The sequence below is a fragment of the Halobaculum marinum genome (assembly GCF_029338555.1).
In the GTDB taxonomy this organism is placed as follows: Archaea; Halobacteriota; Halobacteria; order Halobacteriales; family Haloferacaceae; genus Halobaculum; species Halobaculum marinum.
The window spans coordinates 388,970-414,355 of the sequence record NZ_CP119989.1 but is presented as its reverse complement, the minus strand read 5'-3'; the positions used below and the strand labels follow the sequence as shown (position 1 = coordinate 414,355).

At 67.6% G+C, this 25,386-nt stretch carries 23 protein-coding genes, 3 tRNA genes and 3 rRNA genes; 16 read left to right on the top strand and 13 right to left on the bottom strand.

All coding sequences use genetic code 11. The features are described 5' to 3' along the window. Window positions 1-92: 92 nt before the first annotated feature. Window positions 93-581, top strand: coding sequence for a Holliday junction resolvase Hjc (hjc, locus tag P0R32_RS02275; protein ID WP_276238304.1), 489 nt, complete (start codon window positions 93-95; stop codon window positions 579-581). Between the two features lie 21 nt (window positions 582-602). On the opposite strand, the gene P0R32_RS02270 is transcribed toward hjc, so the two are convergent. After that, window positions 603-1,388 (bottom strand): class I SAM-dependent methyltransferase, encoded by a 786-nt coding sequence (locus P0R32_RS02270; RefSeq protein ID WP_276238303.1) that lies wholly within the window; start codon window positions 1,386-1,388, stop codon window positions 603-605. A 43-nt stretch (window positions 1,389-1,431) separates the two neighbouring features. Continuing rightward, entirely contained in the window at window positions 1,432-2,205 is a 774-nt protein-coding gene (locus P0R32_RS02265; RefSeq protein ID WP_276238302.1) for an SWIM zinc finger family protein, read from the bottom strand. Between the two features lie 135 nt (window positions 2,206-2,340). Between P0R32_RS02265 and P0R32_RS02260 the strand changes: the two genes are divergently transcribed. Beyond that, on the top strand, window positions 2,341-2,547 hold the full coding sequence (locus P0R32_RS02260; protein ID WP_276238300.1) for a DUF7472 family protein: 207 nt from the start codon (window positions 2,341-2,343) through the stop codon (window positions 2,545-2,547). 31 nt (window positions 2,548-2,578) lie between these two features. Here the strand turns inward: P0R32_RS02260 and P0R32_RS02255 are convergent, their stop codons facing one another. Both P0R32_RS02255 and P0R32_RS02250 read right to left on the bottom strand, forming a co-directional pair. Beyond that, on the bottom strand, window positions 2,579-3,679 hold the full coding sequence (locus P0R32_RS02255; protein WP_276238299.1) for a DNA primase large subunit PriL: 1,101 nt from the start codon (window positions 3,677-3,679) through the stop codon (window positions 2,579-2,581). A 452-nt stretch (window positions 3,680-4,131) separates the two neighbouring features. Further along, window positions 4,132-4,830 carry an SDR family NAD(P)-dependent oxidoreductase gene (locus P0R32_RS02250; protein WP_276238298.1) on the bottom strand — a complete coding sequence of 233 codons (699 nt, stop codon included), beginning with the start codon at window positions 4,828-4,830 and terminating at the stop codon, window positions 4,132-4,134. Window positions 4,831-4,986: 156 nt separating this feature from the next. On the opposite strand from P0R32_RS02250, the gene P0R32_RS02245 reads away from it, so the two are divergent. Together P0R32_RS02245 and P0R32_RS02240 are read left to right on the top strand one after the other, a co-directional pair. Continuing rightward, window positions 4,987-7,641 (top strand): valine--tRNA ligase, encoded by a 2,655-nt coding sequence (locus P0R32_RS02245; protein WP_276238297.1) that lies wholly within the window; start codon window positions 4,987-4,989, stop codon window positions 7,639-7,641. A gap of 69 nt (window positions 7,642-7,710) precedes the next feature. Beyond that, a complete protein-coding gene (locus P0R32_RS02240) occupies window positions 7,711-7,983 on the top strand; it encodes a hypothetical protein (RefSeq protein ID WP_276238296.1) in 273 nt (90 codons plus the stop codon). A 27-nt stretch (window positions 7,984-8,010) separates the two neighbouring features. Here the strand turns inward: P0R32_RS02240 and P0R32_RS02235 are convergent, their stop codons facing one another. Further along, window positions 8,011-9,066, bottom strand: a complete 1,056-nt coding sequence (locus tag P0R32_RS02235) for a quinone-dependent dihydroorotate dehydrogenase (protein WP_276238295.1) — start codon at window positions 9,064-9,066, stop codon at window positions 8,011-8,013. A 59-nt stretch (window positions 9,067-9,125) separates the two neighbouring features. After that, window positions 9,126-9,323 carry a hypothetical protein gene (locus tag P0R32_RS02230; protein ID WP_222920950.1) on the bottom strand — a complete coding sequence of 66 codons (198 nt, stop codon included), beginning with the start codon at window positions 9,321-9,323 and terminating at the stop codon, window positions 9,126-9,128. A gap of 239 nt (window positions 9,324-9,562) precedes the next feature. Here P0R32_RS02230 and P0R32_RS02225 point away from each other — a divergent pair, with 239 nt between their 5' ends. From P0R32_RS02225 to P0R32_RS02195, 7 genes are all read left to right on the top strand, one after another. Beyond that, the gene (locus P0R32_RS02225) at window positions 9,563-9,871 is read left to right on the top strand and encodes a non-histone chromosomal MC1 family protein (RefSeq protein WP_276238293.1); all 309 of its coding nucleotides are present in this window, start codon (window positions 9,563-9,565) and stop codon (window positions 9,869-9,871) included. A 618-nt stretch (window positions 9,872-10,489) separates the two neighbouring features. After that, window positions 10,490-11,961, top strand: a 16S ribosomal RNA gene (locus P0R32_RS02220). Between the two features lie 104 nt (window positions 11,962-12,065). Then, a tRNA-Ala gene (locus tag P0R32_RS02215) sits at window positions 12,066-12,137 on the top strand. A 212-nt stretch (window positions 12,138-12,349) separates the two neighbouring features. Continuing rightward, window positions 12,350-15,265: ribosomal RNA gene (locus P0R32_RS02210) — 23S ribosomal RNA — on the top strand. Between the two features lie 106 nt (window positions 15,266-15,371). Further along, window positions 15,372-15,493 (top strand): 5S ribosomal RNA (gene rrf, locus P0R32_RS02205). Together the 16S, 23S and 5S rRNA genes with 2 tRNA genes alongside form the textbook arrangement of a ribosomal RNA operon. A gap of 170 nt (window positions 15,494-15,663) precedes the next feature. Next, a tRNA-Cys gene (locus P0R32_RS02200) sits at window positions 15,664-15,739 on the top strand. Window positions 15,740-15,827: 88 nt separating this feature from the next. Further along, window positions 15,828-16,700, top strand: coding sequence for a hypothetical protein (locus P0R32_RS02195; protein WP_276238291.1), 873 nt, complete (start codon window positions 15,828-15,830; stop codon window positions 16,698-16,700). Between the two features lie 57 nt (window positions 16,701-16,757). Here P0R32_RS02195 and P0R32_RS02190 read toward each other — a convergent pair whose 3' ends face one another. Beyond that, window positions 16,758-17,135: a YccF domain-containing protein gene (locus tag P0R32_RS02190; RefSeq protein ID WP_276238289.1), complete on the bottom strand. Its 378-nt coding sequence runs from the start codon at window positions 17,133-17,135 to the stop codon at window positions 16,758-16,760. A gap of 388 nt (window positions 17,136-17,523) precedes the next feature. Continuing rightward, window positions 17,524-17,629 (bottom strand) — tRNA-Arg (locus P0R32_RS02185). A 121-nt stretch (window positions 17,630-17,750) separates the two neighbouring features. On the opposite strand from P0R32_RS02185, the gene P0R32_RS02180 reads away from it, so the two are divergent. From P0R32_RS02180 to P0R32_RS02170, 3 genes are all read left to right on the top strand, one after another. Then, a complete protein-coding gene (locus P0R32_RS02180) occupies window positions 17,751-18,314 on the top strand; it encodes an AAA family ATPase (RefSeq protein ID WP_276238288.1) in 564 nt (187 codons plus the stop codon). Further along, window positions 18,311-18,733 carry an RNA-binding domain-containing protein gene (locus P0R32_RS02175; protein ID WP_276238287.1) on the top strand — a complete coding sequence of 141 codons (423 nt, stop codon included), beginning with the start codon at window positions 18,311-18,313 and terminating at the stop codon, window positions 18,731-18,733. Before P0R32_RS02180 ends, P0R32_RS02175 begins: the two co-directional genes overlap by 4 nt. 90 nt (window positions 18,734-18,823) lie before the next feature. After that, a complete protein-coding gene (locus P0R32_RS02170) occupies window positions 18,824-19,207 on the top strand; it encodes a secondary thiamine-phosphate synthase enzyme YjbQ (RefSeq protein WP_276238286.1) in 384 nt (127 codons plus the stop codon). 36 nt (window positions 19,208-19,243) lie between these two features. Here the strand turns inward: P0R32_RS02170 and P0R32_RS02165 are convergent, their stop codons facing one another. Continuing rightward, window positions 19,244-19,801, bottom strand: a complete 558-nt coding sequence (locus tag P0R32_RS02165; protein WP_276238285.1) for a magnesium transporter — start codon at window positions 19,799-19,801, stop codon at window positions 19,244-19,246. Further along, window positions 19,802-20,395: a magnesium transporter gene (locus P0R32_RS02160; RefSeq protein ID WP_276238284.1), complete on the bottom strand. Its 594-nt coding sequence runs from the start codon at window positions 20,393-20,395 to the stop codon at window positions 19,802-19,804. Between the two features lie 115 nt (window positions 20,396-20,510). On the opposite strand from P0R32_RS02160, the gene surE reads away from it, so the two are divergent. Then, window positions 20,511-21,380 carry a 5'/3'-nucleotidase SurE gene (surE, locus tag P0R32_RS02155; protein WP_276238283.1) on the top strand — a complete coding sequence of 290 codons (870 nt, stop codon included), beginning with the start codon at window positions 20,511-20,513 and terminating at the stop codon, window positions 21,378-21,380. A gap of 30 nt (window positions 21,381-21,410) precedes the next feature. Here surE and P0R32_RS02150 read toward each other — a convergent pair whose 3' ends face one another. The 3 genes from P0R32_RS02150 to P0R32_RS02140 all read right to left on the bottom strand — a co-directional run bounded on the left by P0R32_RS02150 (window position 21,411) and on the right by P0R32_RS02140 (window position 24,558). Next, complete coding sequence (locus tag P0R32_RS02150) at window positions 21,411-22,661, bottom strand: MFS transporter (RefSeq protein ID WP_276238282.1); 1,251 nt, start codon at window positions 22,659-22,661, stop codon at window positions 21,411-21,413. Between the two features lie 69 nt (window positions 22,662-22,730). Continuing rightward, window positions 22,731-23,051, bottom strand: coding sequence for a cupin domain-containing protein (locus P0R32_RS02145; RefSeq protein WP_276238281.1), 321 nt, complete (start codon window positions 23,049-23,051; stop codon window positions 22,731-22,733). A gap of 118 nt (window positions 23,052-23,169) precedes the next feature. Further along, complete coding sequence (locus P0R32_RS02140) at window positions 23,170-24,558, bottom strand: signal recognition particle protein Srp54 (protein WP_276238280.1); 1,389 nt, start codon at window positions 24,556-24,558, stop codon at window positions 23,170-23,172. A 100-nt stretch (window positions 24,559-24,658) separates the two neighbouring features. Here P0R32_RS02140 and P0R32_RS02135 point away from each other — a divergent pair, with 100 nt between their 5' ends. Then, entirely contained in the window at window positions 24,659-25,297 is a 639-nt protein-coding gene (locus tag P0R32_RS02135; RefSeq protein WP_276238279.1) for a LysE family translocator, read from the top strand. Window positions 25,298-25,386: the final 89 nt, after the last annotated feature.

Genomic DNA, 25,386 nt, shown 5'->3' with positions numbered 1-25,386 from the left:
TCCACTCCGACACCGCGGCGTCTGCGTTCACTTTCACTCCGGACTCCCCCGCGACCGTGTGGTTCATGCCCGCCAGCGAGTCACCTTCTCTCATGCCGGGCAACCCGAAGGGCGACCGCCGGGAGCGCGAACTCGTGAACAGGCTCCACGACGCCGGGTTCGCGGTGATGCGCGCGCCCGCCAGCGGCTCCTCCACCGACCGCGAGCTGCCGGACGTGCTCGCGGGCGACGGGCGGGTGTTCTACGCCGTCGAGGCGAAGTCCTCCTCGGGCGACCCCATCTACCTCCGCGGCGAGGAGGTGGAGGCGCTCATCTACTTCGCGCGCAACTTCGGCGCCGCCCCGAAGATCGGGGTGCGCTTCGACCGCGAGGACTGGTACTTCTTCCACCCGGGCGACCTGCACGTCACCGACGGCGGGAACTACCGCGTGAAGAAGGAGACGGCGCTGGCGGACGGCGAGACCATCGACGACCTGCTCGCCGCCAGCGAGGAGACGGAGTCGGACACCAGCGTCGCCGAGGTGCTCAACGCCGTCGAGCAGGGCGTGCTCTCGGCGGACGAGGCCGCGGAGATGCTGTAAGCGCTGCGTTGAGACATCGCCCTACACCCGCCCGCTCGTCACTTCGACCGTCCGCTCGTACGTGAACGACTCGTCGAGGTCGTCCAGCCGCGCCCGGAGCGCGGCCTCGAACGCCCGTCGGTCGTCGCCGAGTCGCTCGGGCGAACAGAACGACAGCGAGAGGACGTACCCGACGACGGCGTCGGCGTCGAGGTCGCGCCGCTCTCCGACCGACTCGACGCGCACGTCGTCGAAACCGGCGTCCCGGAGATGGTCGGCCCACGAGCGGTCGTACTCGACGGGGCCGGTCCGCTCGGGGAGGTCGTCGAGGTACCCGGTCGCCACGTCGTACACCGCGTCTTGCCACTCCTCGGTCCCTCTCGTGAGCCACTCGTCGTCGGAGACGAGCGCGACGCCACCACTCGGTTCGGTCACGTTCCGGATCCGGTCGAGTGTCGCCGCCCCGTCCATCCAGTGGAACGACCGCCCCATCGTCGTGAGGCGGAACGGACCGCTCGTGGCGTCGAGGTGCCCCACGTCGGTGTCGTCGCCCTCGACCGCGTGGACGGTCTCGACGCCGGCTCTGGCGGCGCGGGCGCGGACGGCGTCCAGCATCGCCGGGCTTGGGTCCACCGCGACCACTTCGTCGGCGTTGGCCGCCAGCGGGACGGCGAGTTCGCCGGTGCCGCAGCCGAGGTCGAGGACACGAGTACCCGGGTCACCAAGCGAGAACCGCTCGCGCAGGTGGTCGATCACCGCGTCGCCGTAGCCGGGGCGGTGGGCGGCGTAGTAGTCGGTGGTGCTGTCGAAGCGGGGACCGTCGGGCATGGACTCGGTCGTGTCGCAGGCGCGGCAAAAGCGTGTCGTCGGCTCAGATCCCGATCACGGGCTTGCGGGGGCGCTCGTCGGGCGTCAGCCGACGGAGTCGGGAGGCCGGGAAGCCGTAGCGGCGCCGACCGGACACGTCGAGTGGGCCCGGACTCCGCATCGCGTTGCCGACGTACACCGCCTCGATCACCGGTTCGTGGTCGCCGTAGTCGGCGTTCGTCTCGTAGTCGCTGATCCGGGTGCCGTCGGCGGTGCGGTACTCGTCGGCTCGGGTCCGTGTGACGCCGGTGACGACGAGCAGTTTGTCGGCCTCGCGGTCGCGGACGAACGCGCCGACGGCGGGTCGGTGGTCGCCACAGAGGAACGCGCCCGTCTCGCGGGTCGGGACGAACACGCCCGCGCCGCAGACGGCGCAGGCGGCGACGCGCTCGCCGGGGGCGGGGACGCGACCGATTCCGATCTCCATGTCGACGCGCCGGAGGTGCTTGCAGCGGTGGTGCCGGATCTCGTAGTCCGGGCACGTGCAGGTGTCGCTGCCCACGTCGACGACGTAGCTCCCGCCGTCGGTGTCGACGAGGTACTGGTCGTCGCTGCGCAGCGCGAACACCGCCATCGGCTCCCGGCGTGCGCGAGCGCTCCGCTCGGCGCCCGGGTCGACCCCGAGGGGGCCGTCTGGGCCGTCGGGAGCGTCGGGCCCGGTCGACAGGAGGGCGTGGCGCGCGCGTCGCTCGGCTGCCCGGCGGCGCGGTCGGTGCGGTCGGCGCTCGCGCTCGTCGTCCGTCTCGCTGCGGCGTTCGGCGTTGAGTGATGGGGTCATTGGGTCGCTAGGAATACGCGCCGAGCGGAGGTAAGCCCTCGGCCGGTGTGGGGGCGAGGGGCCGACGAACGCGGTCGACAGCGCGTCTGGAGTCGCTTCGAAGCCCTTTTAGCGGGTCCACGGGAACGCCGGAGCATGGAAATCGACGCCGAGATGCGCCGGAAGATCGCCGTCTCCATCGGCGCTGTCGTCGTCTTCATCGCCCTCCTGGTCGTCATCGGCATGCAGTTCACGACCGGCCACAACCTCTCGAATATCGGGGCGTACTACTTCGTCGGCGTCATCGCGCTGTTCGTCCTGTTGATGGGCGCGGCCGGCATCTTCCTCGACGTTCGCGAGTGAGAACCGACTGATCGACTGACCGACGACGCGACTACGCGGGGGCGCCGTCGGCGTCCGCGTCCTCCCGGTCGCGCCAGTCGGTCACGTCTGCGGGGTCGGCCTCGCGGAGTTTCCGACTGTAGTACTCCAGCGGGTGGGGCGCGACGCTGCGGTGGTTCTCCTCGTTGTCACAGAGGCCGTACTCGCCGAGCGTCCGGCACGACGGCGGCGGGTACTGCGCGCCCGACTCGTCGCGGAGGTAGCCGAATCGCTCGGCGACGAGGTCGGGGTCGAGGCCGCTGAGCGCGACCGCCTCCTCGGCGTCGAGGTTGAGTCCCGCGAGGAACGCGAGCAGCGAGAATCGCCCGTGGGGGCCCAGGTCGTCGCCGTCGCGGGCGCGGTCGAGTAGCCGCCCGATACACGGCGGGAAGTAGTTCGGGTCGACCACCTCGATGTCCGAGCGGACGCTCCGGTCGGCCAGCAGGTCGCGTAGGTCGGCGATCTCCGCCTCCAGTTCGTCGGCCAACTCGTCGCTGACGCCCTCGAAGGGGAGTCCCTCGGCGACGCGGTCGCCGACGGCCTCGCGGAGCAGGCGGTACAGCTCTTGGCGCTCGATGCGCACCTCGCCGTCGACGAGTTCGCGGTTGACGAGGCGCCAGTCGTCGCCCCACTTCGGGTCGACGTACGAGAGGTACGCGCCGACGCCGAGCCACAGCCACTTCCCCTCGGGTTGGCCCGGCTTGGGGTCCTCGATGCGGACCTCTCCGTCGAGGTCGAACTCCCGGAGTAAGGCGTCGCGGTCGATCCGCGAGGGGTCTGGCCGCGCGTTCGGGTCCCGTTCGAGGTCCTCGGTGAAGTGGCGGTAGGCGGTGCGGGCCTCGGCTTCGGCGTACTTCTCGACGGCGGCGTGGGAGTCGAGCAGCGAGACGAGGATGCGCGCGATGGGGTACGACAGGAGGTTGTCGCGGACGTCCCACTCGCGGGGGTCCGCGGGGTCGACGGTGCCCTCGGTGAGCGCGCGCTCGATGCGCTCGCGACCGCGCTCGACGGCGGGGTCGCCGTCGGCGACGAGCGCCGCGAGGTCGACGCCCGACTCGCGGACGGCCTCGCGGGCCGCCGCGAAGAACGGATAGCGGGCGTGGCGCGGGTTCATTCGCGTGGTGGTGGTGACGGACCGGGGTTAAGCGCGACGGTCTGAATATCGATCTGTGTGGTCGTCGTCGCCAACGTCGGTGTTGGTGTCGGTATCGTCGGTGTCGGATTCTGCTTCAATGGAACTGGCTCGACGCGGCAGACCGCGAAAGCCCCCGGCCGTCTCGCGGCCTGCGGCTCGCTGCGCTCCTCGCCTCGGTCGCGCCGCTCCCTCGGCTGCGGTGCTTGCGTCCCCTCGGCTCGCGAGACGGCCGGCCCCTTTCAGTCCCACCCACTCCATCGCACCGCACCCCCCTCCTCCCCAGCCGACTCGGCACTCGCTCACGGGTCGCTGCGCTCCCCGCTCGCGTTCGCGGTCTCGCCGTGCTCGACCGCACACTCGCCGATGGCTCGTGCCTCGCCCCTCGCGCGCTTCCGCTCGCGCCGGAGCGCGAGCGGCGCGCGCCAGTCTGGTTAGAACTCCTCGACGTGGGGCCGGAGGTCGAGTTCCAGCGTCCAGGCGCTGCGGTCCTGTTCGACGAGGTGCCAGTAGCTGTCGGCGACGGCGTCGGGGTCGAGGTACTCCTCCGGGGTGTCCGTCTCCACGTCGGGGCCGAGGATGCCGCCGTCGATGACGACGTGGGCGACGTGGACGCCCTCCGGGCCGAGTTCCCGCGCCATCGACTCCGCGAGGCCGCGGGAGCCGAACTTCGCCATCGAGAACGACACTGCGCCGCGACGACCGCGGACCGAGGTCGTCGCGCCCGTGAAGATGATGGTGCCACCGGGGGCGCCACGGTCCTCGTCGAGCATGTCGTGGACCGCCGCCTGCGAGCAGAGGAAGTCCGCGCGCGGGCCGACCTCGTAGGCGCGGTCGAACGCGTCGAGCGTGGTGTCGAGCAGGCCGGTCCACGAGGCCGCGCTCGCGTGGTTCACGAGCACGTCGACCGGGCCCAACTCCTCGCGAATCTGGTCGAACGCGGTCGTCACGTCGGCGGCGTCGCTCAGGTCCGCGCTGACGCCGACGGCGTCGGTCGGGAGGTCGGCGGCGAGTCGGTCGAGGAAGTCGGCACTGCGGGCGATCAGCCCGAGATCACACCCCTCGGCGGCGAAGCGTCGCGCTATCGACTCCCCGAGTCCGGGTCCGACGCCCGCGATGACGGCGGTTGTCATACCGATCGTGTCGCTCGGACGAGGGATAACGGTTGGCCGGCCACCGGCCGTTGGTCGCGGGGTATCGACACGGTCGCGGTCGTCACGGCGTGGCCGTGTGACGGCCTCCCTGACAACCGAGGCGCTTAACAGGCGTTCGGGGGAAGTACGGGTGAAATGCCCAGTGGGGACTACGACCCGGACGCCGCCGAATCCGAGTGGCAACGGCGATGGGTCGACCAGGAGACGTACGCCTACGACGCAGACGCCGCGACCGACCCGAACACCGTCTTCTCCATCGACTCCCCGCCGCCGACCGTATCTGGCGACCTCCACATGGGCCACCTGTACGGGTTCACCCTCCAGGACTTCGTCGCCCGCTTCGAGCGCATGAACGGGGAAACGACGTTCTTCCCGTTCGGCTACGACGACAACGGCATCGCCTCCGAGCGACTCACCGAGGAGGAACTCGACATCCGCCACCAGGACTTCGAGCGTCGCGAGTTCCAGCGCAAGTGCCGCGAGGTGTGCGCCCAGTACGAGGAGCAGTTCACCGAGAACATCCAGGGGCTCGGCGTCTCGGTCGACTGGAACCACACCTACCAGACCATCGAGCCGCGCGTCCAGCGCATCTCGCAGCTCTCGTTCATCGACCTGTACGAGCAGGGCCGCGAGTACCGCGAGAAGGCGCCCGCCATCTGGTGCCCCGAGTGTGAGACGGCCATCTCACAGGTCGAGACGGAGGACGACGAGCAGGACTCCCACTTCCACGACATCGAGTTCCCGGTCGCCGACACCGACGAGGCGTTCACCATCTCGACGACCCGGCCCGAGCTCCTCCCCGCGTGTGTCGCCGTGTTCGTCCACCCCGACGACGACGACAACCAGCACCTCGTTGGTGAGTCCGCCGAGATTCCGCTGTTCGGCCACGAGGTGCCGATCCTCGCCGACGAGAGCGTCGACATGGACACCGGCTCCGGCATCGTGATGTGCTGTACGTTCGGCGACCAGAACGACATCGAGTGGTACCAGATCCACGACCTGGACCTGCGCGTCGCCATCGACGAGTCCGGCCACATGACGGAGGTCGCCGAGGCGTACGAGGGGATGCACTCCGGCGAGGCCCGCGAGGCCATCGTCTCGGATCTGGACGACGCGGGCGCCCTCCTCGACCGGCGCGCCATCACCCACACGGTGAACGTCCACGAGCGCTGTGGCACGAGCGTCGAGTTCCTCGTCACCGAGCAGTGGTACATCCAGATGCTCGACAAGGCCGACGACTACCTCGAAGCCGGCCGGGAGATGGAGTGGTTCCCGGACAAGATGTTCACCCGGTACAAGCACTGGGTCGAGGGGCTGCAGTGGGACTGGCTCATCTCCCGCCAGCGCTCCTCGGGCATCCCGTTCCCCGTCTGGTACTGTGACGACTGCGGCGAGGAGATCATCGCCGACAAGGCCGACCTCCCGGTCGACCCGCTGTCGGACGACCCGCCGGTCGACGCGTGCCCCTCGTGCGGCTGTGCGTCGTTCGAACCGGAGGAGGACGTGCTCGACACGTGGGCCACCTCCAGCCTGACGCCGCTCATCAACGCCGGCTGGGACTGGGACGACGAGGCTGGCGAGTACACGATGGAGCACCCGGAGCTGTACACCTTCGACCTGCGCCCGCAGGGCCACGACATCATCAGCTTCTGGCTGTTCCACACCGTCGTCAAGTGCTACGAGCACACCGGCGAGGTGCCGTTCGAGCAGACGCTCATCAACGGGATGGTGCTCGACGAGAACCGCGAGGCGATGTCGAAGTCGAAGGGGAACGTCGTCCTCCCCGCGGAGGTGCTCGCGGAGTACCCCGTCGACGCCGCGCGCTTCTGGGCCGCCGGCTCCGCCGTCGGCGACGACCTCCCGTACAACGAGAAGGGGCTGCGCGCCGGCGAGAAGCTGCTCCAGAAGCTGTGGAACGCCTCGAAGCTCGTCGAGTCGCTCGTCGGCGACGCCCGCGAGGAGCGCCCGGACCTCGCGCACGACGACCTCCGGGAACTCGACCGCTGGCTGCTCGCCGAGTTGGATGACCTCACCGAGACGCTCACCGAGCAGTTCGCCGAGCGGGAGTTCTCGAAGGCGCGCGACGGCCTACGCGGCTTCTTCTGGCACACGTTCTGTGACGACTACCTCGAGGTGGCGAAGACCCGCGTCCGGGAGGCCGACGACGACGACCCCGCCGCGCGCTACACGCTGTCGGTCGCTCACGAGCGCTTCGTGAAGCTGTTCGCGCCGATGCTCGCGCACGTCACCGAGGAGCTGTGGCAGGACATGTACGCCGAGAAACGCGCCGGCGACGACTTCGACTCCGTCCACCTGCGCGACTGGCCCGAGCCGCTCGGCGTCGACGCCGACCACGACGCCGGCGTCGCCGCGATGTCGGTCGTCGGCGCCCTGCGCCGCTACAAGAGCGAGCGCGGGCTCCCGCTCAACGCCGAGTTGGACCGCGTCGAGGTGTTCGGCGAGGGCGACCTGTCGGCGTTCGCCGACGACGTGCGCGGCGTGATGAACGTCGGCGACCTCACCGTGCTCGACGAGGAACCGGAGGTCGAGTCGGTGATCACCGGGATCGACCTCGACTACTCGAAGGTCGGCCCGCAGTTCGGCGAGAAGGTGGGCGACATCGAGGCCGCGCTCGCACAGGAGGACTACGACCTCGTCGACGACGAACTCCACGTCGCCGGCGAGACGCTCGGTGCGGACCTGTTCACGGTCGAGCGCGAGCGGCAGTACTCCGGCACGGGCGAACTGCTCCAGCCGGAGGACGCCGTCGTCATCGTCCACGACGAGTAGCCGGTCCACGCGGTCGGCGACCGCTCGCCACCCGAACCCTTCTTCTCTCGCCCCCGTCTCTCCCCGCGCGTGAACAGACGAGTCCTCTCTGTCGGCGGCCTCGCCGTCGCCGGCGTCGCACAGGTCGTCCTCGGCGTGATTCGGTACACGACCGGTGCCGGGGTCGGAAGTCCGTTCTTCTCCGTGCTCGCCGGAGGGATGCTCGCGGTCGTCTTCGGGCGCGCGCTCGTGCGGGGCGACGACCTCAACGGGCTCGCGACCCGGCCGCTGTTCGTCGCGGTGGGCGTGTTCAGCGGCGTCGTCTCGACGGCGCTGGCGCTGTGGGTCTTGCTCTCGTTGTAACTGTCGGTTTCGGGGTCTGAACGCCGCCTACAGGTCCGCGCCGACCGCGTCGTCGACGGAGTCGAAGCCGTCCCGCTCCAGCAAGTCGAGCAGGCCCTCGTTGATGTCGCGCGCGACACTCGGTCCCTCGTACACGAGGCCCGTGTACAACTGGACGAGGCTCGCACCAGCACGGATCTTGGCGTACGCGCCTTCGGCGTCGGAGATGCCGCCGACGCCGACCACCGGGACGTCCGTCCGTTCGGCGATGAAGCGGACCATCCCCGTCGCGCGCTCCTCGATGGGCTTGCCCGAGAGGCCGCCGCGTTCGGCCTGTTGAGGACTCTGGAGGGTTTCGGGTCGCTCAGTCGTCGTGTTGGTCGCGACGACGCCGTCGAGGTCGAGGTCGTCGACGACCGCGAGCGCCTCCTCGATGGCGGGTTCGGGGAGGTCCGGCGAGAACTTCACGAGCAGCGGGTCGGCGCCGGCGTCCGAGAGGGTGCCGAGGATGCGCTCCAGCGACTCGCGGTTCTGGAGCGAGCGGAGGCCGGGCGTGTTCGGGGAGGAGACGTTGACGGCGACGTAGTCGGCGTGCTCGCCGACGCGCTCGTACGTGTACAGGTAGTCGTCGGCGGCGTCCTCCAGTGGGGTGGACTTCGACTTGCCGACGTTGACGCCGAGCGGCACGTCGGGGGCGGGTTCTCGGTCCAGGCGGTCGCCGACGAGGTCCGCCCCGTCGTTGTTGAACCCCATGCGGTTGACGATGGCCTCGTCCTCGCGGAGACGGAACATCCGCGGTCGCCGGTTGCCCGGTTGGCGTTCAGCGGTGACCCCGCCGACCTCGACGTGGCCGAAGCCGAGCGACGCGAGCGCTCGGGGGACGCGGGCGTTCTTGTCGAAGCCAGCGGCGACGCCGACCGGCGTCGGGAACGACAGGCCGAAGACGTCGCTCTGTAGTCTGTCGTCGCGGACGGCGTACCGCGCGCGCATCGCGGCCTCTACGGGAGTCCCCTGGACGGCGCGCAGGAGGTGTTGGATCGCTTCGTGTGCAGTCTCTGCCGGGAGCGCGTACAGCGCGGGCTTCGCTACGTCGTAAGCCTTCATGTCGGTGCTTGCCCGGAGCCAGACCGGGCACGCTCTTGAACTGCGGGGGTTACCCGGTGTCAGAAGTCGTGTTCTACCTCGTCGGGGTCCGCTTTCTGGATGATAATCTTCCCGTCACGGACGCGAACGAACACTTCGTCGCCGATCTCCATACCGGCGACGGCGAGTTCGTCCTCGTGCAGGTTCACGTGGACGTTGTGGTACTCGCCGTTCTCGTCCTTGGCCCCACTCGGGCTGAGCGTTTTCTTCCGGACCATCGCCTTCGGTACTCCGAGAGTCGCTCCACGAGACACATAAGTGTTGTTTACGGCGGGTGGTCGGCGTCGACTCCCGCTGCGCCCCCGGTGAACCGCTCGATCCTGGCCCATCGGCGTGGATCGGCTCGATCCGGCCACCTGTGGCCGATCCGATATATGAACGTTTCTCCCAGGAGCGGTAATATCCCCGATACGTTTATCATACAGTGTGTGCTCCCTTCACACGGAGGCGAAAAACCATGGTACGTGAGGACGGTAAGCGGAACTTCGCGCTGCGCGAGGGTGACGGCACCGAGGAGAGCGTCTTCTCCGGCAACACGCCACGACAGGCCGCGCTGAAAGCGGCCCGCCGCCTCGAACCGGCGAGTTCCGAGGACGCGGCCGAGCGGATCGAACTCCGGCTCCGAGAGAAGGGGACCGACAAGGTCCACATCTACGAGGGCTGGTCGTGGCGCGAATCTGCGCCCAACAACAAACCCGACTGGATGCCCGACGAGATTACGGAGGCGAACGTCGCCAAGAAGGGCATCGAACACCTCGAGAGCTGAGCCGGGTCACGCCGACTGTTCTTTACCGTGCCGTAGCCTATCGATCCTCCGTACGCTCGCGTGCGTGCACACGCGAACGACCACCCGCTGGTGCCCTGGCGTCGGAGCCTACTGCAGACGCCTCGCCAGGCACCCACCGCAGCTTCGCCGACCGTCACGGTCGTTCCCGACACCGTCGCATGAAACCGCATGACGTGGCGGCGTCGAGACGACGGCCTTTTATGTTCCCCTGCCATTCGAAGAAATGCGAAGGTCGCACGGGACGCCCCGGGCGACACGGCACACCCTTCTGGGGTGTGTCGAAGTTCGTTCCGATGCCCTTATCAACGGCAAGGGCTTCGGACAGAATGCGAAGACGCGACGCGAATCACGGGCGGTTCAACTCCGCCTCGGTTCGCCTCGTGGGCACGCTTCGATGGGGTTAAGTACCCTCTCGGAGTATGTCCATATCCGTAAGAGATGAGGATTCCGCCCCTGCGGTCCGCCGCAAGACGGTATCTGATGTGAGCCTCGATGGTTCGGTGTCACCCGATTGGTGTCGCCGAACATGGACCACGCAATGGTGAGTCACGCAACGCGCGTGACTTCCCGCCACTCCCTCCCTTCACAGGGAGGAACATTCCGGTTGATCCTGCCGGAGGCCATTGCTATCGGAGTCCGATTTAGCCATGCTAGTCGCACGGGTTTAGACCCGTGGCGAATAGCTCCGTAACACGTGGCCAATCTACCCTACGGACCGGAATAACCTCGGGAAACTGAGGCTAATCCCGGATACTGCTCCCACGCTGGAACGCCGGGAGCCGGAAACGTTCCGACGCCGTAGGATGAGGCTGCGGCCGATTAGGTAGACGGTGGGGTAACGGCCCACCGTGCCGATAATCGGTACGGGTTGTGAGAGCAAGAACCCGGAGACGGAATCTGAGACAAGATTCCGGGCCCTACGGGGCGCAGCAGGCGCGAAACCTTTACACTGCACGACAGTGCGATAGGGGGACTCCGAGTGCGGAGGCATAGTGCCTTCGCTTTTGTGCATCGTAAGGTGATGCACGAATAAGAGCTGGGCAAGACCGGTGCCAGCCGCCGCGGTAATACCGGCAGCTCGAGTGATGGCCGATCTTATTGGGCCTAAAGCGTCCGTAGCCGGCCGGGCAAGTCCGTCGGGAAATCTACCAGCTCAACTGGTAGGCGTCCGGCGGAAACTGCTCGGCTTGGGACAGGGAGACTCAAGAGGTACGTCCGGGGTAGGAGTGAAATCCCGTAATCCTGGACGGACCACCGATGGCGAAAGCATCTTGAGAGAACTGCTCCGACGGTCAGGGACGAAAGCTGGGGTCTCGAACCGGATTAGATACCCGGGTAGTCCCAGCTGTAAACGATGTTCGCTAGGTGCGACGCAGACTACGAGTCTGTGTTGTGCCGTAGGGAAGCCGAGAAGCGAACCGCCTGGGAAGTACGTCCGCAAGGATGAAACTTAAAGGAATTGGCGGGGGAGCACTACAACCGGAGGAGCCTGCGGTTTAATTGGACTCAACGCCGGACATCTCACCAGCCCCGACTGTTCGAATGAAGACCAGTGTGATGAGCTTGTCAGACGATCAGAGAGGAGGTGCATGGCCGCCGTCAGCTCGTACCGTGAGGCGTCCTGTTAAGTCAGGCAACGAGCGAGACCCGCGTCCCTAATTGCCAGCAAGACCCTTGAGGTCGTTGGGTACATTAGGGAGACTGCCGCCGCCAAGGCGGAGGAAGGAACGGGCAACGGTAGGTCAGTATGCCCCGAATGGGCTGGGCTACACGCGGGCTACAATGGTCAGGACAATGGGTTCCTACCCCGAGAGGGGACGGTAATCTCACAAACCTGGTCGTAGTTCGGATTGTGGGCTGAAACTCGCCCACATGAAGCTGGATTCGGTAGTAATCGCGTGTCACAAGCGCGCGGTGAATACGTCCCTGCTCCTTGCACACACCGCCCGTCAAAGCACCCGAGTGAGGTCCGGATGAGGCCTGGGTTGCCAGGTCGAATCTGGGCTTCGCAAGGGGGCTTAAGTCGTAACAAGGTAGCCGTAGGGGAATCTGCGGCTGGATCACCTCCACAGATCGAGACCAGGGCGACGCCCTGGCTCACCTTTCGGTCCGTTCCCGACGCCGATCGGGCACCTTCGAACCATCGAGGCTCGTTCACCCCCCGCAAGGGGGTGGGCCCATAGCTCAGTGGTAGAGTGCCTCCTTTGCAAGGAGGATGCCCTGGGTTCGAATCCCAGTGGGTCCATGTCTTCGGGTGTCGTCGCGAACCGTGTGCCTTATACGGCAGACGGCGATACGATGATACCCGACGCAAGACCGATGCACCATTCCGCGAGAGCGGGAATGGGAAGGGTTGAGCACGCTCGCGTGACACCCACGTGACGTGCGATGACGGCCGTATGTACGTGCAATCCAGACGTCCACTGGACCCGTTCACCGGGTCACAGTGTACCATCAGTCAATTGGCTACTGTGCCAACTGGTGAATGGCTCGGCTCGAGAGCCGACGACGGACGTGCCAAGCTGCGATAAGCTCAGGGAAGCCGCATGGAGGCGAAGAACCTGAGATCTCCGAATGGGAATCCCTCTACAATTGCCTTGCGCAATGGGGAACGTTCCGAATTGAAACATCTTAGTAGGAACAGGAAGAGAAATCAATCCGAGATGTCGTTACTAACGGCGAGTGAACGCGACACAGTCCAAACCGAAGCCCTCACGGGCAATGTGGTGTTCGGGCTGATACCAAGCAGTTCGGGTTCGTGAGAAGTCTCCTGGAACGGAGCACGATACAGGGCGACAGTCCCGTATCACGAACGCGTCCTGCGGATCAGTTCCCAGAGTAGCGGGGGTTGGATATCCCTCGTGAATATCTCAGGCATCGACTGAGAAGACTAAACACTCCTCGAGACCGATAGCGAACAAGTAGCGTGAGCGAACGCTGAAAAGCACCCCGAGAAGGGCGGTGCAATAGGGCCTGAAATCAGTTGGCGATAGAGCGACGGGGCTTAAAAGGCCTCACTCAGAATGACCGAGACGCGAGTCTCCAGTAAGACGAGTGAGGAGCCGAAGTTCCGTCGTGCGTTTTGAAAAACGAACCAGGGAGTGTACTGCTCCGGCGAGTCTAACACGATTATCGTGGAAGGCGCAGGGAAACCGACAAGGCCGCAGCATTGCGAGGGCCGCCGTGTTCAAGCGCGGGGAGTCGAAGCAGTACTACCCGAAACCGAGTGATCTACTCCGAGGCAGGATGAAGCGTGCCGAAAGGCACGTGGAGGTCCGTTAGCGTTGGTGTCCTACAATACCCTCGCGTGATCTTGGAGTAGGGGTGAAAGGCCCATCGAACTCGGCAACAGCTGGTTCCGACCGAAACATGTCGAAGCATGACCTCTCCTGAGGTAGTTCGTGCGGTAGAGCCACCGATTGGGAGACCCGCCTCCGAGAGGAGTCGGCCTCCCTGTCGAACTCCGAACGTACGAACGCCGCTGACGGAGGGAGTCCGGTGTCCCGGGGTAAGCTTGGGCACCGTGAGGGGAACAACCCAGAGTTAGGTTAATGACCCAAAATGTGGATTAAGTGTAATCCTCTGAAGGTAGTCTTGAGCCCTAAACAGCCGGGAGGTGAGCTTAGAAGCAGCTACCCGCTAAGAAAAGCGTAACAGCTTACCGGCCGAGGTTCAAGGCGCCCAAAATGATCGGGACTCAAATCCACTTCTGATACCTAACCGCCCTCTTCACCGAGGGATCGTGTAGGTCGGCGTACTGTGCGGATGGAAGCTCGGGCGAGAGCTCGCGTGGACCGCTCAGTAACGACAATCCTGGTCACAGTAGCAGCGATATTCGGGTGCGAACCCCGAAGGTCTGAAGGGTAAGAGTTCCTCGGCACTGCCAATCAGCCGAGGGTTAGCCGATCCTAAGTCCGGCCGTAATTCGAACCGGACGAACGGGTAACTGGTTAATATTCCAGTGCCATCACGCACTGAAAGTCGACGCTTTGGAAACGATCGAGCTGGGCACTCGCCCAGTCAAATCAGGGAACTCCGTGGAAGCCGTAACGGCACGAAGCGGAAGAAGCCTGAAACAGCGCAAGTCGGTCCTATCTAGAGCCCGTGAAAAGACGAGCGTGATGTTCGTATCGAGATCCGACACAGGTACCCTGGCAGAGCAAGCCAAGACCAACGGGAGCAACCGACGTTAGGGAATTCGGCAAGTTAGTCCCGTACGTTCGCAATAAGGGATGCCTGCCCTCTACGGGGCAGGTCGCAGTGACTCGGTGGCTCCGACTGTCTAGTAACAACACAGGTGACCGCAAATCCGTAAGGACTCGTACGGTCACTGAATCCTGCCCAGTGCAGGTATCTGAACACCTCGTACAAGAGGACGAAGGACCTGTCAACGGCGGGGGTAACTATGACCCTCTTAAGGTAGCGTAGTACCTTGTCGCTTCAGTAGCGACTCGCATGAATGGATCAACGAGAGCCACACTGTCCCAACGTTGGGCCCGGTGAACTGTACGTTCCAGTGCGGAGTCTGGAGACCCCCAAGGGGAAGCGAAGACCCTATAGAGCTTTACTGCAGGCTGTCGCTGAGACGTGGCCGCTGACGTGCAGGATAGGTAGGAGTCATTACACAGGTACCCGCGCTAGCGGGCCACCGAGACATCACTGAAATACTACCCGTCAGTGGCTGCGACTCTCACTCCGGGAGGAGTACACCGGTAGCCGGGCAGTTTGACTGGGGCGGTACGCGCTCGAAAAGATATCGAGCGCGCCCCAAGATTTCCTCACGCGGGACAGGAACCCGCGGAAGAGCGCAAGAGCACAAGGAAGTCTGACAGTGTCATTCCAAGCGAGTGACGCTGACGCGAAAGCGTGGTCTAGCGAACGGATCAAGGGCCTCAATGGCCCGGATTTACGACAGAAAAGCTACCTTAGGGATAACAGAGTCGTCACGCGCAAGAGCACATATCGACCGCGTGGCTTGCTACCTCGATGTCGGTTCCCTCCATCCTGCCCGTGCAGAAGCGGGCAAGGGTGAGGTTGTTCGCCTATTAAAGGAGGTCGTGAGCTGGGTTTAGACCGTCGTGAGACAGGTCGGCTGCTATCTATTGGGGGTGTTACGGTACTTGACGAGAACGTTCGTATAGTACGAGAGGAACTACGAATGGTTGCCACTGGTGTATCGGTTGTCCGAGAGGGCAGCTGCCGAGAAGCTACGCAACACGGGGTAAGAGCTGAACGCATCTAAGCTCGAAACCCACTTGGAAAAGAAGTACCACCGAGGTCACTCGTAGAAGACGAGTTCGATAGACTCGGGGTGTACGCGTCGAGGCAACGAGACGTTCAGCCCGCGAGCACTAACAGACCAAGCCACACTCATATGCACTGGGACCCGTGAACGGGTCCAGGCGTTACCTGGATTGCACGTACATATCGGCCGAAGACCGACGTTGGCACACATCGGATCGTTCCCGATGGTCGGCCTTCGGGCGGCCATAGCGGCGGGGCACCACCCGTACCCATCCCGAACACGGAAGTTAAGCCCGCCAGCGTTCCGGCCAGTCCTGGAGTGCGAGAGCCTCTGGAAACACCGGTTCGCCGCCCACCACTCATAGTAACCATTTGGAAAGCCCACCAGCACACGCGTGCTGGTGGGCTTTCTTCATTTACAGACACACGCACGTACGGTACTACACTCGACAGCGACAGCGCCCGCGATCGGCGCGGACACGCGGATCCGCTAGGCTTAAACGCCTCACACGTCTCCGTTCACCTGCGCCAAGGTGGCAGAGTCCGGCCATACGCATCTCCCTGCAGAGGAGAACCACGCCGGTTCAAATCCGGCCCTTGGCTTTCTCGCAGCACGCACCGGACCGCGGAGCCGCCCGCACGCGTTCTCGGAAAGAAAACGGTTAAACTCCGGGCGACCCGTGGCTCACGTATGCAACGACGCGCCGCGGCCATCTACGTCGCGTTCTTCCTCGTCGTGGGGGCGGCCTCGTTCTCGCTGATCGCGACAGCGAGCGCGCCGCAGCTCTCCTTCGAGAACCCCGATCATCGGTTGAACCAGGGCGATACGTTCACCGTCGGCGACCAGGAGTACGCCGTCTCCGGCATCTCCGCAGAAGTCGAGAGCGGCGGCGGTGGCGGACACGGCGGCGGCGGCGGCGGCGCCGAACTCGTCCGCTCCGGGACGCTCGAGTTCACCAACGAGTCCGCGCTGTACACCGTCGAGTGGGCCAACGGCTCCTCGGTGACGTACGAGAACCAGAGCTGGACCGTCGCCACCGACAACGGCTCGGAGACGGTGACGCTCGTCGAGAACGTCAACCGGACGGCCATTCTCCAGAACGACGACGACGTCGAGAACGAGACGACCACCGTCGACGGCCAGGAGTACGTCGTCGAGCGCGCGGGCGACAACCGGACGCTGATCCCCGCAGCCGAGTACTTCCCGGCGCCCGAGACGCGCGAGTTCGACGTGGGCGACGAGGTCGACAACGTCGAGGACAACACCGCGACCATCGCGAGCGTGACGAGCGAGGCGGCGACGCTGGAGTACGTCGCGCCGCGCACCAACGAAATCTCCGTCGCGCACCACGCGAACGTCACCGTCGGCGGGACGACGTACTTCGCGCACTTCCCGGACAACTCGACGATGGTGCTGACGCAGGAGTTCGACACGTACCACGCCTACGAGGAGGAGACGGCCACCCAGACCCGGCTGACGAACGGGCTGTGGGGCGTCACCATCCTCAGCGGCGTCTCGGCGTTCTTCCTGCTGGGGCTGGCGTACATGCCGTCCCGGTACTGAGCGCGGTCCGCACGACTCACCGATTTTCTCCCGTTCTCCACCACTCGCGAGCGACGGCTATCCGTCGAACCGGTACAGCGACGTGACGTACGGGAGGCGATTGAACATCCAGTAGGCCACCGGGAGCCCGACGATCGTCACCGCGAGGAACGCGGCGACGTTCGCCCACAGGAGGCTGAGCCACCACCCGACGAGTACGAAGTACACGCCGCGCACGAGCAGCGACCGCTGACCGCGCGCGTCGGCGGGCACCGACAGCGACCGCGGCTCCTTCAGGGTGAGCACCGTCGGGACGAGGTTGATCAGTTTGATCCCCAGCGGCAGGCCGATGATCGTCGCGTTGAGGAACCACGCGAGGTTGACGACGGCGGGCGTGGCCCACCAGCCGACCGCGACGAACCACAGCGCGCGAGTGAACAGCGAGTGTTGTGCCATACCGGGAGAACGCGCCGGGCGGGTGAAGCCCTTGTCCCGGTCCGCGCTCCGTCGTCGTCGCTCGCGGCACGGATCGCTCACGGTTTACTACGTTCACCGTTCGCACTCGCGGTCTCGCTTTGCTCGACCGCGCAACGGGCGCGACGGGAGTCACGCGAGCGAAGCGAGTGTGACTACGTCGCGGACGAGAACGAAGTGAGTGAACGGGCGCGACGGGATTTGAACCACGGTCGTTTCGCTCGCTCTCGCTCGCTTCACTCCCTGCTTCAAATCACCGTGTGACGCCCTTCGAGTCTCGCTCCCGCTCGACTACTACGGGCGCGACGGGAGTCACGCGAGCGAAGCGAGTGTGACTACGTCGCGGACGAGAACGAACGAAGTAAGTGAACGGGCGCGACGGGATTTGAACCCGCGACCGTCGGATGGCTCCCCGCGCCGGAATCCCGGCCCGGTTAGAAGTCCGACGCTCTGAATCCGGACTGAGCTACGCGCCCTCGGTCGATGTCACACGCGGCGGAGGCAAAAGCGGCGCGGTCGCGGCCGGCGGCGGGCGTCACCGTCGCCGGACGGGCGCCGCTCGCAGGGTTTAATCCGGGGAGCGGCGAACGACGGGTGATGCGAGTCATCGGAACGGTCGGCCTGCCCGGCAGCGGCAAGGGCGAGGCCGCCGCGGTCGCCGAGGAGGAGGGCGTGCCCGTCGTCACGATGGGGGACGTCATCCGCGCGGAGTGTCGCGACCGCGGGCTCGACCCCGCGGAACACCACGGCGCCATCGCGCGAGCGCTGCGCGAGGAGAACGGCTCCGCCGCCATCGCCGAGCGGTCCATCCCGCTCATCGAGGAGGCCGCGGCCGACCACGAGGCGGACACGGTGCTCGTCGACGGCCTGCGCGCGCCCGTCGAGTTGGAGCGGTTCCGCGAGCGCTTCGGCGACGAGTTCACCCTCGTGGCGATCACTGCCCCGTTCGACGTGCGCGCCGAGCGGTTGGGTGACCGCGGCCGCGACGACTCCGACGTGGACCGCGAGGCGCTGCGCGAGCGCGAGGAGCGCGAACTCGGCTTCGGGATGGGCGAGGTCATCGACGCGGCAGACGTGACCATCGACAACACCGACACGCTGGCGGCGTTCCGCGACCGGGTTCGGACGGTGCTCGTGGGCGCCGCGGAGGTGGGGGAGTGACGACCGTCTACAGCGTGGACGTGCGCATCGAGGCGCCCGTCCGCGACACGGAGGTGACCGACCGCGTCCGCGACGCCGTCGAGGCGCTGTTCACCAACGTCGAGTTCGTCTCCGAACCCGGGAAACTCGTCGGCGAGGCCCACACCCTCGACGACTTCTCGGACAAACTCCACGAACAGGAGATCCTCGACACCGCCCGCCGCGAGTTTGAGCGCAACGCCGTCGACGACGGCTTCTCGTTCAGCCTGAAGAAGCAGGCCGCCTTCCAAGGCGTCGTCAACTTCGCCGTCGGCGAACCGGACGAGTTGGGCGAAATCGACGTCGACGTGACGGTCCGCTCTCCCTCCGTCGAGGAGTACATCGACCACCTCGCGCCGCCGACCGAGGACGGCACGCCGATCGACCCCGACCGCCGCTGAGGGAGAGGGGGCGACCGTGGACGGTCGACCGGCGGATTCGACCTTCGTCGCCGCCGGAGCTTCTTGGTCACCGACCGCGAGACGACCGGTATGGCGACGTTCACCGTCGACACCGCCGGCCACACCGCCGTCCGCGACGTGACCGACCGCGTCCGCGACGCCCTCCCCGCTGACGCGACGGGCACCTGCACCGTCTTCTGTGAGCATACCACCGCGGGACTCGTCGTCAACGAGGCCGAGCGACGGCTCCTCGACGACATCGAGACGTTCGTCGCGGGGTTGGCGCCCGACGAGGGGTGGGCGCACGACGAGTTGGACGGGAACGCGGACTCACACCTCCGGGCGCTCCTGCTGGGTGCGAGCGTCACGGTCCCCGTCGAGGATGGCGACCTCGCGCTGGGGCGCTGGCAGTCCGTCCTCCTCGTCGAGTGCGATGGCCCGCGCACGCGGACCATCCGGGTGATCGCGGAGTGAGTGGCCGCGGGCGCGCCGCGTCGCGCTGCGTCGCCGCTACGTGAACACGAGCACCGCTCCGAACAGCACGACCACCCCGAGCACGTCGCAGACGTTCGTGACCACGGGGATCACCACGTCGTCGGGGTCGAGCGAGAGGCGGTAGGCGGCGTACGTCGCGATCAGCGTCACGGCGACGGCGAGGACGGCGAGCGTGACGCCAGACGACAGCGCGACCAGCAGCACCGTGCCGGCCGAGAGCGTCGTCGCGCCGACGAGCGACGCGAGCAGCCACGCGCCGAGGCCGATGACCGGGAACAGCGTGACCGACAGCGCGACCGTCGCGAGGGCGTTCCCCACCAACTCGTCGTCGGTGGCGTCGAAGCTGAGCGTCCCGAGGTGGAACGCCGTCGAGAGGCGCGCCGCGAGGACGGAGCCGAGGTTGCCCGCGGTGCCGATGGTGACCGGGACGAGCACGAGCAGCGACGGCGCCGCGAGCAGGCGGTCCTCGAACGCACCGAGGACGAGGCCGGAGCCGAGTTCGACGGTCGTGAGCACGAGCAACACGGGGAGCATCGCGCGAGTGATCGCGCGGACGGTCCAGTCGGTCGCCATCTACGCGCCACCCCCGAGCAGGCCCGCGACGCCGAGCGTGACCCGCACTGCGACCAGCAGGAACAGCACGCCGAACACGTCGCCGGTGGTGGTGACGATCGGACCGACGAGCGTGTCGGGGTTGCGCCCCCGGCGGTAGCCCGCGAACACGACGAGCACGACGACGACGGTGAGGACCGTGCCGGACATGAGTCCCGCCAACAGCGCGATCGCAACGAGCACCGGGAGCGGTGCGACGCCCGCCCCGAGGAGGGTGAGCACGAGGTACGCGAGCACGGCGGCGACCGTCGACGCGAGCAGGCCGTTGACCAGCGCGGCGACGGCGGCGCGGCGGAGTCGCTCGTCGCCCGCGCGCACCCGCGGCTCGACGAGCCCCTGGTGGAGGCCGGTGGAGACGCGGGCGCCGAAGCTCCCGTACACGTTCCCGCGGGTGGCGAGGAGCGCGGGGACGAGCACGAGCAACCCCTCGACGGCGCGGAACTCCGCACGCATCCCGCCGAGGACGACGCCCGCAAGGAGGCCACCGACGAGGCTGGCGGCCAGCGCCGGCAGCGCCTCGCGGTACGCCTCCAGCGCCGTCTCGCGGATACCCATCGTCCGCACCGACGCGCCCGCCCGACAAAAGTCGGGTGCCCGTGCGCCCCGGGCGACCGGGGGTCGGGGGCGAGACACCGACGGGCACTTGCCCCCGTGTTCCCTCGCCCCACCAATGACCGACTCCTCGCCACGGGTGCTGTTGACGAACGACGACGGCGTCGACGCACCGGGGATCGCGGCGCTGTACGAGGAACTGCGCGCGGTGGCAGACGTGACTGTCGTCGCGCCCGCCGAGAACCAGTCTGGCGTGGGTCGTGCGCGCTCGCGCGCGGTCGACGTCGACGACCACGAGTGGGGCCACGCGGTCCACGGCACGCCCGCCGACTGCGTCGCGTACGCGCTCCGGGCGCTAGAGCCCGACTTCGACCTCGTCGTCTCCGGCTGTAACCACGGTCCCAACTGCGGCGAGTACATCATGGGTCACTCGGGCACCGTCGGCGCCGCCGTCGAGGCGGCGTACCTCGGCACGCCCGCGATAGCCGTCTCCGCGTACGACCGCGAGGCGTTCTTCCCGCCCGAGGGGTTCACCTTCGACGTACCCGCCCGCCTCACGCGCCTGCTCGTCGCGCACGTGCTCGACGGCGGCGTCGACCTCGCGGAGGCGGACCTGCTGTCGGTGAACGCCCCGCTCGACGACACCGGCGGCGACCTCCGGTTGACCGAACCGCTGGCGGACTACGGCGTCGACGTGCGCGAAGCGACCGACGAGGAGCGCGAGCGCCACGACGGCGAGTGGCGCCTGGAGTCCGACTTCTGGGCGCGCTTCGAGTACGCCGGGCGGAACCCGTCGCTCGCGGACGTCGGTGGCTCCTACCCCGCGTGGTCCGACCGCGCGGCGGTCGTCGCGGGCGACGTGAGCGTCTCGCCGCTGCGGGTGCCCCAGACGCCAGTCCACTCCGAGGGGGTCGACGACCTCGTCGCCGCGGTGAACCGCGCGTGGGTCGCCGAGCGCGAGGACGGGGTCGCCGCGGACGACGACTGAGAACCCGCGGTTCGCACGGCTACCGGCGCTTCACCGGTCGACGACGGCGACGACGCCCGTGCCGGCGACGGCGGCGGCCATCGCGGCCGCGAGCAGGCCGAACGCCGCAGCGAACCCGGTCGCGTCCGCCACCGCTCCCACGGCTGCGGGCGCGAGCGCCCCGGCGCCCATGAGCAGCGTCCGGACGACGCCGAGGCCGCCCCCGGCGGACGACTCGGGGATCACCGCCGAGAGGTACGCCCCGCGGACGGGCCGGAAGCCGTGGGAGCCGAGGCCGAACGCGACGACCGCGACGCCGACGGCGAGGACGCCCGAGACGACGAGCAAGAGCGCGAGCGCCGCCGCTGCGAGCGCGAGCGTCGCGGCGATCACCGGGAGCCGCCCGACGCGGTCGGAGAGGTCGCCCGTGACCAACTGCACCAGGGAGACGACGAACAGCCCGGAGTACAGCAGCGAGGCGGTCGTCTCGGGGAGGCCGGCGGCGTCGGTGAGGTACAGCGGGAGGAACGCGACGGCGCCGTTGTACGCGAACGAGAAGCAGACGGTGACGACGACGAACGCGGCGAACGCTGGCTCCCGAAACAGCGCGGCGTACCGTCGGAGGCCGTCGGCGTCGTCGCCACGCCCGCCGCCGCTCCCGTCACCGTCGCCGCCCGTGGCGTCGTCGGCGGGTGGTACCCGGCGGAGGAACAGTGCCGCCAGTCCGCCGGCGGCGACCGCGCCGACGAGGAACAGGGTGTGCCAGTCGACGCCGACTCCCGGCACCGCGAGCGCCGCGCCGGTGACGGCGACGACCGCCGCGGGGGCGGCGACGCCGCCGAAGGCGCCGAAGGTGTCGAGGATGCCCAGCGCCCGACCGGTTCGGGCGGGGTACAGCCGCGACAGCAGGCGGACCGCGACGGTCTTGTGCGCGCCCGTCCCGAGGCCGACGAGCAGCATCCCCCCGCCGATGACGGCGAGCGCGACCTCGTCGGGCACCGGCACCGCGAGCACGAGCGCGCCCGCGCCGGCGACGCCGGCGCCGGCGACGATCACCTGTCGGGCGCCGACGCGGTCGGCGAGCGCGCCGCTGGGGAACTGCATCGCGGCGTACACGGTCATCATCGCGGTGAACGCCAGCCCGAGCGCGGCGTTGGAGACGCCGAACGTCTCGCGGAAGGTGGGGAACAGCGGGGGGAACGCGTACCGGAGGAACTTCGCGAGGAACCAGATCAGCGCCGTGAGCGCGAGCACGTCGTAGTCGGCGAGCGCGCGCAGGCGCGAGCCGGTTCCGGTGGCCATTCGGTTCCTCGGAGGTCCGTGGCCGTCAAAAGCCGAGCGGAAGCGGCCAGGTCGCCCGGGCGACCCGGCCTACGGGGCGCCCGCAAGCACGAACGTGCTCTCGGTGTCGCCGTTGTGGATCCGCCGGGTCGCCTCGGGTGAGATACGGATCGCGTCGCCGGCGGTCAGGGAGACGCGTTCGCCGTCGACGACGACGGTCGCCTCGCCCTCGACGAGCAGGTACACCTCCTCGTGGTCGTCGCTCGCGTGGTCGTGGAGCTTCCCGGTCCACCCCGGGTCGCACTCGATGACGGTGACGCCGAGGCGCTCACACTCCAACGGCCCGCGCAGGAAGTGGAGGCCGCCACCGACGGCGTCGACGTCGCGGTAGTTGACCCGCGTGTATCCCATACGACCCGGATCCGTTGATACCGGCTACTAGCTGTCGTCGGTTCCCGCGAGGTACGAATCGACTACTGCGGTCGCGCGACGGGTCGGCGTCGCCCGCGGCGGTCGGTGGGCGCCTGCGTCACCCGAACGGGCCCATGCCGCCCATGCCGCCGCCGCCACCGCCGCCCTGCTGCTGGAGCTTCTTCATCATCCGCTGCATGTCGCCGTCGCCCATGTTGCCGAACTGGTCCATGGTGCGCTTCATCATGCTGTGCTGTTCGAGCAACTCCTCGATGCGCTCCTCGGGGACGCCCGACCCGCGGGAGATGCGCGCGAGGCGGTCGCTCTTGATCACCGCGGGGTTCTCCAACTCCTCCTCGGTCATCGAGTCCATCGCGATCTCGAACGAGCGCATGCGTTCTTGCGTCACGTCCATCGCGTCGTCCGGGAGCTGGTCCATCAGCCCGCCGCCGAGCCCGGGGATCATGTCCAGCACCTGGTCGAGCGGGCCCATGCGGTCCATCGCCTTCATCTGGTTGCGCATGTCCTTGAGGGTGAACTCCCCCTCCATCATCTGCTCGGGGTCCCAGTCGTCCTCCTCGCTCGTCTCGGCCATCGCGCGCTCGACGCGCTCGGAGAGCTGTTTGAGGTCGCCCATCCCGAGCAGCCGCGAGATGAAGCCGTTCGGCTCGAAGCGCTCGATGTCCTGGACCGTCTCGCCGGCGCCGAGGAACGCGATGGAGGAGCCGGTCTCGTTGACCGCCGTCAGGGCACCCCCACCCTTCGCCGTCCCGTCGAGCTTCGTGATGACGACGCCGTCGATGCCGATGGACTGCTCGAACTGGCGGGCCTGCTCTTTCGCGCCCTGGCCGATGGCGGCGTCGAGCACGAGCAGCGAGCGGTCTGGCTGGACCACGTCGTCGATCTGTTCGATCTCGTCGATCAGGTCGTCCTCGAGCGCGTGGCGCCCGGCGGTGTCGACGATGCGCACGTCGGCGTCTTCGGTGGCTTCGAGGCCCTCGCGGGCGATCTGGACCGGGTCGTCGCAGTCGGGGTCGCCGTAGAACTCCACTTCGGCGTTGCTCGACATCTGCTTGGCCTGGTCGTAGGCGCCGGGGCGGAACGTGTCCGTCTGGATGACGGCGGGGCGCAGGCCCTTCTTCGAGAACCACCACGCCATCTTCGCGGCGGTGGTGGTCTTCCCCGACCCCTGGAGGCCGGCGAGCATGATCGTCTGCTCTTCGAGCGGAATCTCGGTCGACTCGCCGATGAGCGCGACCATCTCCTCGTACACGATCTTGAGGACGTGGTCGCGCGCGGTGGTGCCCCCCGGCGGCTCCTCCTCCAGCGCGCGGGTCTTGATGCTGTCCGACAGCTCCATCACGAGGTCGACGTCGACGTCGGCCGCCAGCAGCGAGCGCTGGATCTGCTTGACGACCTCCTGAACGTCCTCCTCGTCGATGCGGGACTTCCCGCGGAGCGAGTCCATCGTGCTCCGGAGGGAGGTCCCCAGATCGTCGAGTACCATTGGTCTTGCCTGCCCGTAGCAGTCCGAGCGGTAAAGGCTTCCCTGTCGCTCGGTGACGCGGCACCGAAACCCCTTCCCACAGCCTCGCGAACTGCCGTCCGTGTTCGGGATCGACGCCACGACTCTCGCCGCCTACGTCGCCGCCGCGGGGGCGTTGATCCTCGTCCCCGGGCAGGACACGCTCGTCGTCCTCACCCGCGGACTGGACTCCCGAGCGGCGGGCGTCGGCGCGGCGGTCGGCGTCGCCGTCGGCGTGCTCGTCCACGCCACCGCCGCGGCGCTGGGGCTGGCGGCCGTCTACCGCGCGGTGCCGACCGCCGCGGCGGTCGTCACCCTCGGCGGCGCGGCGTACCTCCTGTGGCTCGCGCTGGAGACGGCGAGCGGGGACGGCTTCGAGTCGAGCGCGACACCGCCGGGCGACGAAACCCGGACGGACGGCGGGGCCGGGACCGCTGTGGCGGGGTTCCGGCGCGGACTGGTCACCAACGTCGCGAACCCGAAGGTCGCGCTGTTCTTCCTCGCGTTCCTCCCGGGCTTCGCCGGCGAGGGAGCGACGGGCGCGATGCTCGCGCTCGGCGTCGTGTACGCGCTGTTGACGGTCGCGTACCTCGGGGCGGTGGGCGCGCTCGCGGGACGGGTCGGCGCCGTGACGTCGGGACGGGCAGCGCGCGTCGTCCGCCTCGGCTCCGCCGGCGTGCTGGTCGCGCTCGCGGTGGCGTTGGTCGGCCGGGTGGTGTGACGAGCAGTCGGCGGGGCTGGTCTGGTCTGGTCTGGTCTGGTCTGGTCTGGTCTGGTCTGGTCTGGTCTGGTCTGGTCTGGTCTGGTCTG

Coding starts and splice junctions, on each gene's coding strand:
- hjc (WP_276238304.1), top strand. CDS start 93: ATGCCGGGCAACCCGAAGGGCGACCGCCGGGAGCGCGAACTCGTGAAC.
- P0R32_RS02270 (WP_276238303.1), bottom strand. CDS start 1,388: ATGCCCGACGGTCCCCGCTTCGACAGCACCACCGACTACTACGCCGCC.
- P0R32_RS02265 (WP_276238302.1), bottom strand. CDS start 2,205: ATGACCCCATCACTCAACGCCGAACGCCGCAGCGAGACGGACGACGAG.
- P0R32_RS02260 (WP_276238300.1), top strand. CDS start 2,341: ATGGAAATCGACGCCGAGATGCGCCGGAAGATCGCCGTCTCCATCGGC.
- P0R32_RS02255 (WP_276238299.1), bottom strand. CDS start 3,679: ATGAACCCGCGCCACGCCCGCTATCCGTTCTTCGCGGCGGCCCGCGAG.
- P0R32_RS02250 (WP_276238298.1), bottom strand. CDS start 4,830: ATGACAACCGCCGTCATCGCGGGCGTCGGACCCGGACTCGGGGAGTCG.
- P0R32_RS02245 (WP_276238297.1), top strand. CDS start 4,987: ATGCCCAGTGGGGACTACGACCCGGACGCCGCCGAATCCGAGTGGCAA.
- P0R32_RS02235 (WP_276238295.1), bottom strand. CDS start 9,066: ATGAAGGCTTACGACGTAGCGAAGCCCGCGCTGTACGCGCTCCCGGCA.
- P0R32_RS02230 (WP_222920950.1), bottom strand. CDS start 9,323: ATGGTCCGGAAGAAAACGCTCAGCCCGAGTGGGGCCAAGGACGAGAAC.
- P0R32_RS02225 (WP_276238293.1), top strand. CDS start 9,563: ATGGTACGTGAGGACGGTAAGCGGAACTTCGCGCTGCGCGAGGGTGAC.
- P0R32_RS02195 (WP_276238291.1), top strand. CDS start 15,828: ATGCAACGACGCGCCGCGGCCATCTACGTCGCGTTCTTCCTCGTCGTG.
- P0R32_RS02190 (WP_276238289.1), bottom strand. CDS start 17,135: ATGGCACAACACTCGCTGTTCACTCGCGCGCTGTGGTTCGTCGCGGTC.
- P0R32_RS02180 (WP_276238288.1), top strand. CDS start 17,751: ATGCGAGTCATCGGAACGGTCGGCCTGCCCGGCAGCGGCAAGGGCGAG.
- P0R32_RS02170 (WP_276238286.1), top strand. CDS start 18,824: ATGGCGACGTTCACCGTCGACACCGCCGGCCACACCGCCGTCCGCGAC.
- P0R32_RS02165 (WP_276238285.1), bottom strand. CDS start 19,801: ATGGCGACCGACTGGACCGTCCGCGCGATCACTCGCGCGATGCTCCCC.
- P0R32_RS02160 (WP_276238284.1), bottom strand. CDS start 20,395: ATGGGTATCCGCGAGACGGCGCTGGAGGCGTACCGCGAGGCGCTGCCG.
- surE (WP_276238283.1), top strand. CDS start 20,511: ATGACCGACTCCTCGCCACGGGTGCTGTTGACGAACGACGACGGCGTC.
- P0R32_RS02150 (WP_276238282.1), bottom strand. CDS start 22,661: ATGGCCACCGGAACCGGCTCGCGCCTGCGCGCGCTCGCCGACTACGAC.
- P0R32_RS02145 (WP_276238281.1), bottom strand. CDS start 23,051: ATGGGATACACGCGGGTCAACTACCGCGACGTCGACGCCGTCGGTGGC.
- P0R32_RS02140 (WP_276238280.1), bottom strand. CDS start 24,558: ATGGTACTCGACGATCTGGGGACCTCCCTCCGGAGCACGATGGACTCG.